Raw genomic sequence first — 13,577 nt, 5'->3', positions numbered from 1 at the left:
TCACTCGGGACTAAAGCGAGCGAGGTAATCGCGCTGCAACCATGCTTCGGGTATCGCCTTCCAGGCATAGTTCGAATAGCGCATCACGGTCACCCAGTCGGGTTCGAGGCCATCGATGATGACGATCTCGGTCGGCCGCACCGCGCCAAGCTGCTGTTCGAAACGCCGGAAATACGACACCTTCAGCACCGTGCCGCTTTCCGCGTGAAACCGCGCCTTCACAGGGCGGTGTGTGGCGACGTCGAGCCATAAGTCGATGGAGTGATAGGTGGCCTGCGCGGAACGCGCCACCAGTGCCAGCTCATAGCAATGTTTCGTTTGGCGGTCGCCGTCCGTAATATCTTGCTCGCCCGCGAACGACGCCATGTAGTCATGCGCCCAATTGACCGTTACGACATCACCGTTGGCCGCCTGCCCGAGCAGCCGTTGCTGAGGCGAAATTCGCACGCTTGCTTGACTCGAAGGATCGTAAAACCATAAATCCAACCCGTTCTTAAAGAGTAATTTGCCGGCGTCGCGAGCAGGCGAATCGAACCGGATCAGACTGCGATACTGTCCGCTATCCGGGTCGATCTTCGAGTAAACCGTCAGGACATCCTGATCGGTTTGCCGCCCCCCGTGAAAATCGATCAGCGTCGTGGTCAAGCTGAACGATTTGTCCGGATTGCGCATCGCATCGCTCGCCTCGAGCAATTGCTGCGCATTGGGCGCCGCGTACGCGCTTATCGTCACGCCGAGCAAGAGGCCGGCGAGCCAGCGCGATGGCACGTATTGAGCCATAAGTACCCCGATGAGCGAAGAAGTCAGGAGAAACGCAGCGCGTCGACGATAGGCATGCGCGACGAGCGTCGTGCCGGTAGCCAAGCCGAAGCCGTCGCCACGAAAACGATGCCTAAAGCGTGTCGGCCGATCATGGCGGCTTCGCCCCAAACGCGGACCGTCAATGCGACGCCCTCGGTCTGCCCTGGCGGCACCCATGTCAATCCCGCACGATTGATCGCGAATGCGACGACAAGCGCTAGTGAGGTCCCGAACGCCGCACCGCAAAGCCCCAGCAGAAAGCCCTCGCACACGAATAGCCTGCGAATGCCCCCATCGCGCAATCCCATCGCGCGCAAGGTGCCGATTTCGCGCGTACGCTCGGTGATCGCCATGTTCATCGTATTGCCGACCGTAAACATCACGACGGTGGCGAACAAGACGGCAATGAAACCGAACACCGCGTTGAACATGCCGGTGACCTGACCGTATTGCGGATTCAGCGTGGCGAAGTCGAGCACGTCGAGCGCATCGCCTTTAGGCAGTCCATGCAAGACCGAAAGCAGCCTGGCCCGGGCGCGACCGATATCCGCCGTATGGCGCAACTGCACTACGATCGACGTCACCCTCGGTTCACCGCCGCCATACACGAGGCGCTGCGCTTGCGCGAGATGCAATTGGATATACATGTCGTCCAGCGCTTTCACACCCTGCATCTGAGCCGCAATTACGTCGAGATCGGCAACGTTCGGCGCCCCATACGCATTCGACGTAAGCAGTTGGATGTGTGCCTGCGATCCGTTTGCCGTCTTATCGCGCGACGAACGCGATTCGGCCGATGCCAGTTGTGCCAGGTCGTCCGGCGTCGCGGCCTGCGTCGAGCGATCCTGCTTCGCGGACCGGTCGCGACATTGCGGCACGCGCAACGCGGCGCATAGGTGGAGCACCCGCGCAACCCCGGTACCGATCACTACCGCGTTTGCAGGTGTGCCCGCCAGCGCGAGCGGTCCGGATCGATTCGGAAAACCGTAGTCGTCCCAGCGGCGCATCTTGCTCTGTTCATCCACGACGATGCCGCTGCCGAACACCGTGCGCGACGCCCCCGCTGCAAAATTGCCGGCGATGCCGTTGACCGCGAGCACCGGCGTGACGACTGTCACGATCGAGCGCAGCATCGGATCCGCGCGCACGGCTTCGACGATGCGCATGTAGTCCGCTATGCCGTACGACACCGGATCGCCGCTGCCATACAGAAAATAGTCGCGGCGTTGAATTTGCAAATGACCGCCGTAGCGTACGTAGCTCGTTTGCAGGCCATAGTTGATGTTGCGTGCATAGCCGCCGAACAGCAACACGGCCGTCAAGCCGATCACCATCGCCAGCAAGGTCGTCGACGACCGGCGCCGATTGCGCAGCAAATTGCGCCAAGCGAGAATCCACGTGTTCACAGCACCACCTCCGGCGAGACGTTGCGTTCGACGGATACGACGCGTCCATCGCGAATGTGAATGACATCGTCGGCCGACTCGAGCAACTGCGGGTCGTGCGAGGAAAAGACGAATGAAGTCGCGCGTGAGCGCTGTATCTCGCGCATCAACGCGATGATGGCCGCGCCGGTCGCGCTATCGAGGTTCGCCGTAGGCTCGTCCGCCAACACGAGCGCGGGACGACTCGCCAGGGCACGGGCGATGGCCACGCGCTGCTGCTGGCCGCCGGAGAGCTCGCCCGGCTTGCGATGCGCATGCTGCGCGACGCCCACGGCATCGAGCAAATCCAATACGTCGGCATGCCGCCGTTCCTTGGAAACGCCGAGCAGCGTCAGCGGATACTCGACGTTCTCATAGGCGCTCAAAACGGGAATCAAATTGAACGCTTGAAAAACGAATCCGATATGACGCGCTCGAAAATCCGAAAGCGCGTTGCCTCTTAGCGTCTCCAGCCGCTGCCCGGCTACGACGACGCTCCCGCTCGTCGGATGGTCGATCGCGCCGAGCAAGTTCAGCATCGTGGTCTTGCCGCTGCCCGAAGGGCCGGAGAGTACGGTGAACCGTCCGGACACAATGTCCGCGGAAACATCGCTCACGGCGGCTACGGCCGTTTCGCCGATACCGTACCGCCTCGTCACATGATGGAAATTCGCCGCTATCACAGGCACCCCTCGTTATCGATTGTCGATGGGTGCACTGTGTGCCGTTCTCACGCCTATGACGCCAGCTTGCGACGAATGGAGCCGAGCGCCGACGAAGCGCTTGGCGCCCCGACGAACGGCGACCGGAGCAACGGCGCTAAGGCTGACTAAGCACGCGGCCGGCCTGCGTGAAGAGCCAGCTTACGATGAGCGTGCAGGACGCGAGCAAATTGCGGTTTGGGTCACTGCGGCCCGAGCCGTTGGATGAGCGCGTCCAGTTGCGCCAGCTCCTCGTCCGTCAGATCGGTCAGCGGCGCCCGAACCGGACCCGCATCGCGTCCGACGAGCCGCGCCCCCGCCTTGACGATACTGACGGCATAGCCCGCGCGGCGATTGCGAATCTTCAGGTACGGTAAAAAGAATTCGTCGAGCAGGCGGCCCGTGGTTGCGTCGTCTCCGGAGGCGATCGCGCGATAGAACGTCATCGCCGTCTTCGGAATAAAGTTGAAGACGGCCGACGAATAGACGGGCACGCCGAGCGCCTTATAGGCCGCGGCATAGACTTCCGCGGTAGGCAGTCCGCCGAGATAGGCAAAGCGCTCGCCCAGCCGGCGGCGGATCGTCACCATCGCTTCGATTTCGCCCACGCCGTCCTTGAAGCCGATCAGGTTTTCGCATCGGTCCGCCAACCGCTCGAGCATGTCGGCAGTCAGTTTCGAATTCGCGCGGTTATAGACGATCACGCCCATCTTCGGCACGGCTTTACAGACCTGCTCGACATGCGCGGCGATCCCCTCTTGCGAAGCTTCGGTCAGGTAATGCGGCATCAACAAGATCCCCTGCGCGCCATTGCGCTGCGCTTCCTGCGCATATTCGATCGCCACGCGCGTCGGGCCGCCGGCGCCGGCCAGAATCGGCACCTTGCCTCGGCACGTCTGCGTGGCCGTTCGAATGACGTTCGAGTACTCGCCGGTCGTCAGCGAAAAGAACTCGCCGGTACCGCCCGCCGCGAATAGCGCGGTCGCGCCGTAGGGCGCGAGCCATTCGAGACGAGCCGCATAGGTGTCCGCGCGAAACTCGCCGTCGGCGTCGAAATCGGTCACGGGGAAAGATAGGAGTCCTTCGGAAATGATGGCCTTTAGTTCTTGCGGTGTGGTCGTGGTCATAGTCTTAGTCTAGGTTTTCGAAAAATTCGTCGATAGGCGCGTTCTGCGGTGGCATCCCTCAACGGACAAGGCACGGACGCTTGTTGTCGAATGTCCAATTCGGAATCAGGTATTGCATGGCCACGGCGTCGTCACGCGATCCGAGGCCATGCTTGTTGTACAGCGCATGCGCTTTTTCGAGCTCGTCCATATCGATCTCGATGCCCAGGCCCGGCGCGCGCGGCACCGCGATCTTGCCGCCTTCGATCTTCAGCGGTTCGCGGGTTAAGCGCTGCCCGTCCTGCCAAATCCAGTGCGTGTCGATCGCAGTCACCTTGCCGGGCGCAGCCGCCCCGACCTGCGTAAACATCGCCAGCGAAATATCGAAGTGATTGTTCGAGTGCGATCCCCACGTGAGCCCGAACATCTGGCAGAGCTGCGCCACGCGAACCGATCCCTGCATCGTCCAAAAGTGCGGGTCGGCGAGCGGGATGTCCACCGATTGCAATTGGATCGAATGAGCCATCTGACGCCAGTCGGTCGCGATCATGTTCGTCGCCGTCGGCAACCCTGTCGCCCGGCGGAACTCCGCCATCACCTCCCGCCCCGAATACCCGTTTTCCGCGCCGCATGGGTCTTCGGCATAAGCCAGTACCGCATGTTTATCTCGGCACAGCCGCACCGCTTCGGCCAGCGACCACGCGCCGTTCGGATCGAGCGTGATGCGAGCATCGGGAAAGTGCTCATGCAAAGCGACAATCGCTTCCATTTCCGCATCGCCGCTCAGCACGCCGCCCTTTAGCTTGAAGTCGTTGAAGCCATAGCGGGCTCGCGCCGCCTCGGCCAGGCGCACGATGGCGTCGGGCGTAAGCGCGGGTTCGTCGCGCAGACTCGACCAAGCGTCGTCTGTGTTGGACTGCGCGCGGTAAGCGAGCGGCGTCTTGCGCCGATCGCCGATATAGAACAAGTAACCCAGCATCTCGACCGAATCGCGCTGCTGCCCCGACCCCAAGAGCGCCGCGACGGGAACCTCGAGCAACTGCCCGAGCAGATCGAGCATGGCGGATTCGACCGCCGTCACCGCATGGATCGTCGTTCGCAGGTCGAAAGTCTGCAAGCCGCGACCGCCCGAATCGCGCTCGGCAAACGCCGTGTGCATCGAATTGAGCACCTCGTTGTATTTGCCGATCGGCTGTCCTTGCACGAGCGCGCGAGCATCTTCAAGTGTCTTACGGATCGACTCGCCTCCCGGCACTTCGCCGAGACCGATGCGGCCCGCGCTGTCGCGCAACAGCACGACGTTTCTCGTGAACCAAGGGCCATGCGCGCCGCTCAGATTGAGCAGCATGCTGTCTTGGCCCGCGACGGGGACGACCCGCATCTCGGTGACCACCGGCGTACCGGAGGAAATTGAATTCATCTAAAGCTCCGCAGAAAGTAAAGATCGGCAAGCACGGTCTGCGCCCTTAGCGTAGCGAGCCGGCCAGGCGCACGCGTTTGATTTCGCCGACGATGAATACGTAGCTCACGACCGCCATCGCCGCGTTCGCGCTGACGAACACGAGCGCGCCCGCGAACGAGCCTGTCGCTTGAACGATGTAGCCGATGGCGATCGGCGTGGTAATGCCTGCCATGTTTCCGAACGTGTTGAACAGGCCGCCGGAGAGGCCAGCCGCTTCGCGCGGCGAGGTGTCCGACACCACGGCCCAGCCGAGCGCTCCGACGCCTTTACCGAAAAACGCCAGCGACATGACGATCACGACCAATACGTTCGCTTCGATGTAACTACAAGCGACCATACTCATCGACATCAACATGCCGACGACAATGGGCGTCTTGCGCGAGACGGACAACGAGAAACCCGACTTCGACATCCGATCTGAGAGCCAGCCGCCGACGATCCCGCCGAGGAACCCGCATATCGCGGGCAACGAGGCGACGAAACCGGCCTTCAGGATCGTCATGCCGCGCTGCTGCACCAGGTAGACGGGGAACCACGTCAGAAAGAAATAGGTCAGCGTGGTGATGCAGTATTGGCCGATATAGATGCCGAGCAGCATGCGGTTGGCCAGCAACTCCTTGACGCACGTCCACGTATCGACCTCCTTGGGATTGGCCGCTCCCCGGCTGGCATCGAGCGCAACGAGCGCGCCGCCTTCCTCCAAGTACCTCAGCTCGCTTTGGCTGATCTGCGGATGCTGCTTCGGTCCATGCACGACACGCAGCCAAACGGCGGCGCAGGCCACCCCCACCGCGCCCATGAAGACGAACGCGCTTTGCCACCCGTACCGATGCACGAGCCAGCCCATGATCGGCGCGAAGAGAACGGTCGCGAAGTATTGCGCCGAATTGAAGATTGCGGCGGCCATGCCCCGTTCTTGCGACGGAAACCACGCAGCGGCGATACGGCTATTGCCCGGGAACGATGGCGCCTCGGCAGCCCCCACCGCGAGCCGCAGCAAAATCAGCGCGGCGACGGCGGCCCCGCCCGTCAGAAACCCGACCCCGCCCTGAAACAACGTAAAGATCGACCAAAGCAACAGGCTGAAAAAATAGGTCATCCGCGAGCCGAACCGATCCAACAACCAGCCGCCCGGCACTTGCGCGATCACATACGACCACGCGAAAGCGGAAAAGATGTAGCCCATTTCGACCGGCGTTAAACCCATTGCCTTCCGAATCGCGGGACCCGCGATCGAGATCGTCGCCCGGTCCGCGTAATTGACCGACGTCACGATGAAAAGCATCGCGAGGATGCCCCAACGCGTGCGAGAGGCGAGCTTCGCTGCAACCGGTACACCGGGCGCGTGTATCTGTTCCATCTCCGTCTCCTCCATCGCCGCTTTCGCTGCATCGCAACGAACAACGGCGAACTCGTTATGCGTTGGATTGTGTGAGGAGACCGATTCAGGATCAAATCAACAACTGACTCGACCGATTCAATTCTTGAATCGATTCTGCGGATTCAACGATGGCAAAGCGGATCGCACCCGGCAGCTATGCATCCGCCAGCAAGGGAAGGATGCGCGACTTCACGATGGAAAGGACAGGGTTATCGTTATCGCGCCTAGATACGCCGATCGTTTCGACGGGTCTAGCCGGATCCGTTTCGATCCGCCGCAGCACGACGCCTTCGAAATGCAGCCGCGTCGCCGCCTCGGGAATCAGCGCCACGCCGATACCGGCATGCACGAGCGCGAGCATCGTATGAATTTGCGCAACGTGCTCGACGATCGTCGGCACGACGCCAGCCCGGTCGAAAATAGCCCGCGTCAGCCGGTAAAAATAGTCGGCTTCGTAAGGCGAATACATGAGCAAGGCCCGGCCATGTAAGTCGGCCGCGACGGGATGTTCGGGCCAATCGCCGGCCTGCGCCTCGGGGATGGCGAGCACGAGGCCCTCTTTGCTCAGGACAGCCGTTTCCAATTCGTGGCTATCCACGTGCGGCCGCAGCAATCCAAGATCGAGTTGCCCCGAGGCCAGCGCATTGAGCTGGTCGCGACTAACCCACTCTTTCAGCGTGAGCGCGACACCGGGGCAATGCTCGCGCACGAGGCGTACAACTTTTGGCAAGAGGCCATAACCGGACGCCGCCGTAAAGCCGATCGAAAAAAATCCGGTCTCTCCTTTGGCGACGCGGCGTGCCGTATAGGCGGCCTCTTCCGCGAGACGAAGAATGCGCGCGGCCTCCTGAAAAAACGAGCGGCCCGCCGCGGTCAGCCGGACCGTACGACTCGTGCGGTCCAACAAGGGCGTGCCGATCTGGTGTTCGAGCAGACGAATTTGCCGGCTGAGCGGGGGCTGCGTCATGTTCAGCCGCTCGGCGGCGCGGCTGAAATGCAGTTCCTCGGCGACCGCGACGAAACATCGAATTTGACTGATCTCGAACATGGTAGGACGCCTAACGAGTGGGATCCGAAAGGACTAGCTTGACACAGGTGGTCCGATACTTGCGGTTGTCGATACGTTTGCGGAGGCAACCGTGATCGACGACCCCATTAAAGAACCCGAAAGCACCGTCCTCGACCCGGTCGAGCGCTCATGGATCCGCCGGCTGGGTCCAGGCTTGATTACCGGCGCGGCGGACGACGATCCGTCCGGCATCGGAACTTATTCGCAAGCGGGCGCCCAGTTCGGGTTCAATCTACTGTGGACCTTGCTGCTGACCTATCCGTTGATGGCGGCGATTCAGCTCGTCAGCGCCACGATCGGCCGCGTGACGGGCAAGGGCCTCGCCTCGAACATGCGCGCGCATTATCCCCCATGGCTGCTCTATAGCGCCGTGCTGTTGCTGATCGTCGCGAACGTCATCAACATCGCAGCCGACCTCTCGGCCATGGGGGCTTCGGCGCAATTGCTCGTGGGCACGCCGCAGCAACTGAACGTCGTCGTGTTGGGCGGGCTCTCGGTGAGCCTTCAAATTTTCGTGCCGTATGACCGGTATGCGCGCCTCTTGAAGTGGATCGCGCTCACGCTCTTAGCCTACGTGGCCGTCGCACTCATTTCGCCGATACGATGGGCGGAGGTTGGTCATGCGATCGTCATGCCTAGCTTTTCACTGAAGTCCGATTACCTGACGACGATCGTCGCCGTGCTCGGCACTACGATCAGCCCTTATCTATTCTTTTGGCAAGCGTCGCAGGAAGTGGAGGAAATGAAGTCGGTGCCCGGACAAAAGCCGCTGCTGCGCGTACCGCATCAAGCACCGGAGCAACTGCGACGGATCAGCTTCGATACGTGGGTCGGCATGGGCGTGTCGAACGTCATTGCGTTTTTCATTGTATTGACGGCGGCCGCCACACTTCACGCGCATCACGTCGACGTGAAGACATCCGCAGATGCCGCCCGTGCCCTCGAACCGATCGCCGGTCGATTCGCCTATGTCTTGTTCGCTTTGGGCATCATCGGCACGGGCCTGCTCGCGCTGCCCGTGCTAGCCGGCTCGGCCGCTTATGCCGCCGCGGGCAGCTTCCGTTGGCGTAGTAGTTTGTCCTTGCATTTGGCGCTCGCCCGCGAATTTTATGCCGTCATCGCACTGTCGATCGTCGGCGGGGTAGCCATCACATTCATGCACTTCGACCCGATCCGCGCGCTGTACTGGAGCGCGGTCATCAACGGCGTGACCGCGGTCCCGATCATGGCGGTCATCATGCTGATGGCGCATAGCCGGCGCATCATGGGCGAGTTCGCCATTAAAGGACCGTTGGCCTGGGGCGGATGGATCGCCACGATCGGAATGGCGATCGCGGCGGTCGGCGTGTTCCTGCCTGGCTGAAATGCCGAGGGCCGGCAGCGCGCGTTAGTGTCGAGCAACCCGATCTTTAAAGACGGATTGCAACGCCTGCCGAAACTTCTCCGCGATCTTTGCAAACCCATCGTGTGTGGGATGCAGTTCGTTGGCCCAATCCGTATCGGGATTCAAGGTGCCTTGGGTGTCGACGATCACAATGTTGTCGGCCCCGGGCATGGCTAAGAGTTCGACTAACATCGCGGCGAAGCGTCGAAGAATCCTTGCTACGATCGCCCGCCCTTCTTTGAAAAACCGACGATCGACTTCGAACGTCGTCCATCCCCTATCGGCGAAGGAAGGATAAAGCCACGGCCCGACGAGTCGATCGCACACTGAGGTGTCTGTCGGGGTAACGAAATCGTATTGATGGAGAAAGAGGTAGGCGTGTGGAGCGTACCGATTGCGCACGTCGATCAAATCCACATAGGCCCGCTTCACGATGCTCATGATCTCGCTCAGCGCACCCTCGTTGACGGCCCGCGCGGGATCGCCTGCGACGGAGGCGGCGTCGTTCAGCCAAAACCGAAACGCATCTCCGACCAAATCGTTGCCGCCGCCGGAAAACAAGATCGCATCGAACGGCGCGTGCGCGTCTTCTTGGAGCGTATTGACCAATCGATCGCGCTTGGTCGTCCCGAGCAACGTCGTCGTGGCGTCGCCGTAATGCGCGAGCTTTAACGGCGCAGGGTCGAGGTCGAGGAGCCGCGCGAGCGAAACGATCACGTCCGTGGGAAGGTGTCCCTGCGACGGCACCGGATAGTCGAACCACGAATCGCCGACCGCCAGCAGATTCAATGGTTTAACGCCTGTCTCGGCGAACGTCCCTCGTGCATCGCTCAGTTGACGTTTGTGCTCGGCCTTACGCGCGGCGATATCCGCTGCGATCTGCTGCTGCAACTGACGATAGGCGTTCAGTGTGCTATCGGTCATCGGCGGCTCTTGTGAACGGATAGACTCGATCGCAACCGGCGATCGGCGATCGTGAATAGATGTGCAGCGATGTCTCAAACGATAGAGCAGGCGATGGCTCATGACCAGTCCATCTCAGGCCATCGTAACGTCTTTACTCGCCAGTCCCTACACGCGATTCGGGTAGACTTCGGTCCTTTCCCAATTCGATTGCCGCCGCAATCCGAACCGCATAAACCCGCGCACCGCCACACGCATAATGGAATCAAAAAATGAAATCCGGCTTTAGGGCGCTTTCGGTATTCTTGAGCTTATTCGTCCTTGGGATGACCGGCGCCCAGGCTGCATCGCCAGAGCTCGCATTCCCGCACTTCAAGCAACTAGAAGGCAAACTGGACGATGACGGCCTGCCGCTGTCCGGCGTCAAGCTTTGCCTGCTTCCAGGCGGCACGTCCTGCTTCGAAATGCCCCCTGCGCCGCTACCGAAATCCAAGAGCGACGTCTATCAATTCGGACTGAAGCCGCAATCGGAGCGGCTGCCGCTATCGTCGGGCGGCTCCTGGGTCTTCTTCTCCGGAATGTTCTTCGGGGGCGGCAGCGGAATGTTGGAGCGCGTCGCGCTCCTGCGCTATCGTGCGGACGGCACGATCGAAAATCTGATGCCCGAAGTCACCGAAACCGAGATGGCCGACCGCGCGATGTGGAATGTGCCGGAGGTATCGGCATACCCGGTTTTCGTGCGAGCCGACTATATCTGGGGCGATGGCGAGGACCATTTCGGCGCGCACTTCTTCGAAGTCGATGCCTGGGAATTCGATCCCACGACGCATCGCTACCAGAAGATGTTTTCCTACAAGACCGACAAACGCTACGACCGCGGCGAAGGCGCAGATCATGTGCTAAGTGCGGAACGCGAAGAAATCTTGCGGCGCCTCGCTGCCTCGGCATCCTGATCGGGCGCAAGAACGCAATCGCTAAACTAAAACGGGCAACCGCCGACAGTGCTCCCGATAGAACGAGAGCCCTTTGACACCGAGTGCGTGACCCAAGTGAATCGCGGCCCGCACATCTTGCGCCGAGGCGTGCTCGCCCAGGTTCACCGTTTTGGAAATTCCACCGTCGACGTATCGCTGGGCCTGCCCCACCACGCGAACATGCGCCGACGCCGAAATGTCGGTAGCGTAACCGCCGGAGGGGCTACGATCGAGGTAGCTCGGAGCCTGTCCCGCCCAACACGGTTGCAACCGGAACGTCTGGGGAACGCCGTCGATCCGTATCGTTCTCGTTTGCTGCCGCGAATAGGTGGGCTCGATACCGGCGCTTACGTTACCGGCCAACAGCGCGAGCGACCCAGCAGGTGCGATCGCAGTCAACGCGCCGTTTCGAATACCGCGGCGAAAGAATAGGCCGCACGCACCGGAATCCTCGACGCCGAGCCAACCGGGACCCGTCGTGAATTGGCTCGCGCCGAAGCGGGGAAACGCACCGCGCTCGGCGGCCAATTCGATCGATGCCGCATAGGACGCCGCACGCACTCGACGCAGCAAAGCGGCAACGGTGTCCAAGCTGTCCTCGGACCCGTACTCCATGCCGAGCATCCGAAGGGCATCGTCAAGCCCCATGATCCCGAGTCCGACTCGCCGCGTACTTCTCGCGACCGACGTTTGCCGTTCGGTGGGGTAGCGCTCCAGCTCGATGATGTTATCGAGCATTCGAATTGCGGTGCACACCACGGCGTCAAGCCGATCGAAATCGATCCGCGCTTCGAGCGTGAACGGACTATCGACGAATCGGGCGACGTTGACGGAGCCGAGCGGGCTGGATCCGAACGCCGGCAACGGTTGCTCGCAGCATGAGTTCGTGCCGACGATCTTCTCGATGGTCCGCAAATTGTCGGATACGGCGATATTGTCGATAAAGAGAACGCCCGGCTCGCCGGTATCGACGATCGATTCGCAAATCGCGCGGATCAGTTCATCTTCGCGCTCGAGTATGTCGTGCGAGACCAAAACCGATAGATTGAATTGACTGAGATCGCCGATCCGGCTTTTTGCGTTGATGAATTCACGGATCTCGGGATGGTCGGCGGGAATAAGGCCGATCATTGCGGCGCGCCCTTCGGGTGACGCCATCGCCTTTGTCGCGATCGACTGCCAAAACTCGAGATCGCGGCGCAGCCGACCTCGATCGGCTCGCGCGTACGCGTCGCCCTGGAAGTTCAGGCCGATGCCGCCGCCGGACACCATCGTTCGAAGCGCCGTCTTAGCCGTGCCGAGCCAATTGTGGGTAGTCAGAGCGGGCATTGCGAAGGTACTGACCATCGTTCCCGCGCCAGCACGCCCCGCGTTTCGAAGCACGCGACCGGCCGGCAGAAACTCGAAAGTACTCATGCAACGCAGAAACGCGCGGGACCAGGCCTGTCGCAGGTGCGGAACTTCATTCATCGAAAGCGCGTTCGCGACTCTCGCGAACGTCTCCTCGAGGCTGGCTTCGGCGTACCCATGTGCGTCGCGTATGCGGTATTTCGACGACCAAATCAGAAGGCTCACGTCCTGCGCGGACAGAATCGTGCCCTCATGCTGGGATTGCATAAGGATTGCGTTTCTCAGATATCGGTTGAATAACTTAGAACCAACGGTCGATTCGTCTTTACGCCGGGGACTAGGCGATTGCATCAAGCGTGCGAAGTGCGGACGAATTTGGTTAAAAGCTAGACGAGAAGCGAGGCCTGTCAAGGCGGCCCAAGGACCTCGCTTTCAGATACTGAGAGGCATGATTCGGGGGCCGCTTCCTCATGACTGAGCGCTGCTGTGGACGATCGACTTGCGTTGCAGCTTTAAACGTCGCTGCTGTCCTCGTAGTCGACGATCGGTTCGCATCTGATCGGGAAATTGACCGAATTCGCCACATAGCATTGACTGTGGGCTTTGTGGTGAAGCTCCACGGCCAACGCTCGATCGTCGCCACGGCGAATCACGACGTGCGGGTGCAAAACGATTTCCGTGAAGCGCCCCTGCTCGGGGCTATCCAACATCGTGCCGCGCGCGTCGTCGAAGTAGTCGACCACGCGAATGCCCGCATCGGCGCAGAGGTGGAGGTACCACAGCTTATGGCAAGCCGATGCCGACGCCAACAGCAATTCCTCGGGATTCCAACGCGTGGCGTCACCGAGAAACGCAGGATCGGACGAGCCCGGAATGTCTGGCTTCGCCCCCGCGCGAATGACGTGGTCGCGCCCGTACGCGCGATACCCCGAAGTGCCGCTGCCCTTGTTTCCCGTCCATTGCACCGAAACGCGATAGGTGTGTTCGCCGTATGCCATTGCATTGCCCGTCCGTATTCGAAA

Annotated in this window: 12 protein-coding genes; 2 read left to right on the top strand and 10 right to left on the bottom strand. The window is 61.1% G+C overall.

All coding sequences use genetic code 11. The features are described 5' to 3' along the window. From AB1286_RS21720 to AB1286_RS21690, 7 genes are all read right to left on the bottom strand, one after another. Positions 1 to 780, bottom strand: a complete 780-nt coding sequence (locus tag AB1286_RS21720; RefSeq protein ID WP_430365316.1) for an outer membrane lipoprotein-sorting protein — start codon at positions 778 to 780, stop codon at positions 1 to 3. Between the two features lie 23 nt (positions 781 to 803). Further along, positions 804 to 2,207, bottom strand: a complete 1,404-nt coding sequence (locus tag AB1286_RS21715) for an ABC transporter permease (RefSeq protein ID WP_430365315.1) — start codon at positions 2,205 to 2,207, stop codon at positions 804 to 806. Continuing rightward, entirely contained in the window at positions 2,204 to 2,908 is a 705-nt protein-coding gene (locus tag AB1286_RS21710; RefSeq protein WP_430365314.1) for an ABC transporter ATP-binding protein, read from the bottom strand. Before AB1286_RS21710 ends, AB1286_RS21715 begins: the two co-directional genes overlap by 4 nt. Before the next feature lie 221 nt (positions 2,909 to 3,129). Continuing rightward, positions 3,130 to 4,053, bottom strand: a complete 924-nt coding sequence (gene kdgD / locus AB1286_RS21705) for a 5-dehydro-4-deoxyglucarate dehydratase (RefSeq protein ID WP_430365313.1) — start codon at positions 4,051 to 4,053, stop codon at positions 3,130 to 3,132. 58 nt (positions 4,054 to 4,111) lie between these two features. Next, the gene (gene gudD / locus AB1286_RS21700; protein ID WP_430365312.1) at positions 4,112 to 5,452 is read right to left on the bottom strand and encodes a glucarate dehydratase; all 1,341 of its coding nucleotides are present in this window, start codon (positions 5,450 to 5,452) and stop codon (positions 4,112 to 4,114) included. A gap of 46 nt (positions 5,453 to 5,498) precedes the next feature. After that, positions 5,499 to 6,854 (bottom strand): MFS transporter, encoded by a 1,356-nt coding sequence (locus AB1286_RS21695; RefSeq protein ID WP_430365311.1) that lies wholly within the window; start codon positions 6,852 to 6,854, stop codon positions 5,499 to 5,501. Positions 6,855 to 7,029: 175 nt separating this feature from the next. Continuing rightward, positions 7,030 to 7,923: a LysR substrate-binding domain-containing protein gene (locus tag AB1286_RS21690; RefSeq protein WP_430365310.1), complete on the bottom strand. Its 894-nt coding sequence runs from the start codon at positions 7,921 to 7,923 to the stop codon at positions 7,030 to 7,032. A 94-nt stretch (positions 7,924 to 8,017) separates the two neighbouring features. Here AB1286_RS21690 and AB1286_RS21685 point away from each other — a divergent pair, with 94 nt between their 5' ends. After that, positions 8,018 to 9,307, top strand: a complete 1,290-nt coding sequence (locus tag AB1286_RS21685) for an NRAMP family divalent metal transporter (protein ID WP_430367277.1) — start codon at positions 8,018 to 8,020, stop codon at positions 9,305 to 9,307. A 24-nt stretch (positions 9,308 to 9,331) separates the two neighbouring features. Here AB1286_RS21685 and AB1286_RS21680 read toward each other — a convergent pair whose 3' ends face one another. Further along, positions 9,332 to 10,252, bottom strand: coding sequence for a hypothetical protein (locus tag AB1286_RS21680; protein ID WP_430365309.1), 921 nt, complete (start codon positions 10,250 to 10,252; stop codon positions 9,332 to 9,334). A gap of 251 nt (positions 10,253 to 10,503) precedes the next feature. On the opposite strand from AB1286_RS21680, the gene AB1286_RS21675 reads away from it, so the two are divergent. After that, on the top strand, positions 10,504 to 11,184 hold the full coding sequence (locus tag AB1286_RS21675; protein ID WP_430365308.1) for a hypothetical protein: 681 nt from the start codon (positions 10,504 to 10,506) through the stop codon (positions 11,182 to 11,184). 21 nt (positions 11,185 to 11,205) lie between these two features. Here the strand turns inward: AB1286_RS21675 and AB1286_RS21670 are convergent, their stop codons facing one another. Both AB1286_RS21670 and AB1286_RS21665 read right to left on the bottom strand, forming a co-directional pair. Next, on the bottom strand, positions 11,206 to 12,822 hold the full coding sequence (locus AB1286_RS21670; RefSeq protein WP_430365307.1) for a ribonucleotide reductase N-terminal alpha domain-containing protein: 1,617 nt from the start codon (positions 12,820 to 12,822) through the stop codon (positions 11,206 to 11,208). 245 nt (positions 12,823 to 13,067) lie between these two features. After that, on the bottom strand, positions 13,068 to 13,553 hold the full coding sequence (locus AB1286_RS21665; protein ID WP_430365306.1) for an OsmC family protein: 486 nt from the start codon (positions 13,551 to 13,553) through the stop codon (positions 13,068 to 13,070). Between the last annotated feature and the right edge of the window lie 24 nt (positions 13,554 to 13,577).

This window comes from Trinickia sp. NRRL B-1857 (genome assembly GCF_050470685.1).
Taxonomy (GTDB): Bacteria; Pseudomonadota; Gammaproteobacteria; order Burkholderiales; family Burkholderiaceae; genus Trinickia.
The sequence above is the reverse complement of the archived record's forward strand: the minus strand, read 5'-3'. Positions and strand labels throughout refer to the sequence as shown.

Bases quoted from the DNA above. Each gene is read 5' to 3' on its own strand.
- AB1286_RS21720 (WP_430365316.1), bottom strand. From the start codon at position 780: ATGGCTCAATACGTGCCATCGCGCTGGCTCGCCGGCCTCTTGCTCGGC.
- AB1286_RS21695 (WP_430365311.1), bottom strand. From the start codon at position 6,854: ATGGAACAGATACACGCGCCCGGTGTACCGGTTGCAGCGAAGCTCGCC.
- kdgD (WP_430365313.1), bottom strand. From the start codon at position 4,053: ATGACCACGACCACACCGCAAGAACTAAAGGCCATCATTTCCGAAGGA.
- AB1286_RS21680 (WP_430365309.1), bottom strand. From the start codon at position 10,252: ATGACCGATAGCACACTGAACGCCTATCGTCAGTTGCAGCAGCAGATC.
- AB1286_RS21670 (WP_430365307.1), bottom strand. From the start codon at position 12,822: ATGCAATCCCAGCATGAGGGCACGATTCTGTCCGCGCAGGACGTGAGC.
- AB1286_RS21665 (WP_430365306.1), bottom strand. From the start codon at position 13,553: ATGGCATACGGCGAACACACCTATCGCGTTTCGGTGCAATGGACGGGA.
- gudD (WP_430365312.1), bottom strand. From the start codon at position 5,452: ATGAATTCAATTTCCTCCGGTACGCCGGTGGTCACCGAGATGCGGGTC.
- AB1286_RS21690 (WP_430365310.1), bottom strand. From the start codon at position 7,923: ATGTTCGAGATCAGTCAAATTCGATGTTTCGTCGCGGTCGCCGAGGAA.
- AB1286_RS21675 (WP_430365308.1), top strand. From the start codon at position 10,504: ATGAAATCCGGCTTTAGGGCGCTTTCGGTATTCTTGAGCTTATTCGTC.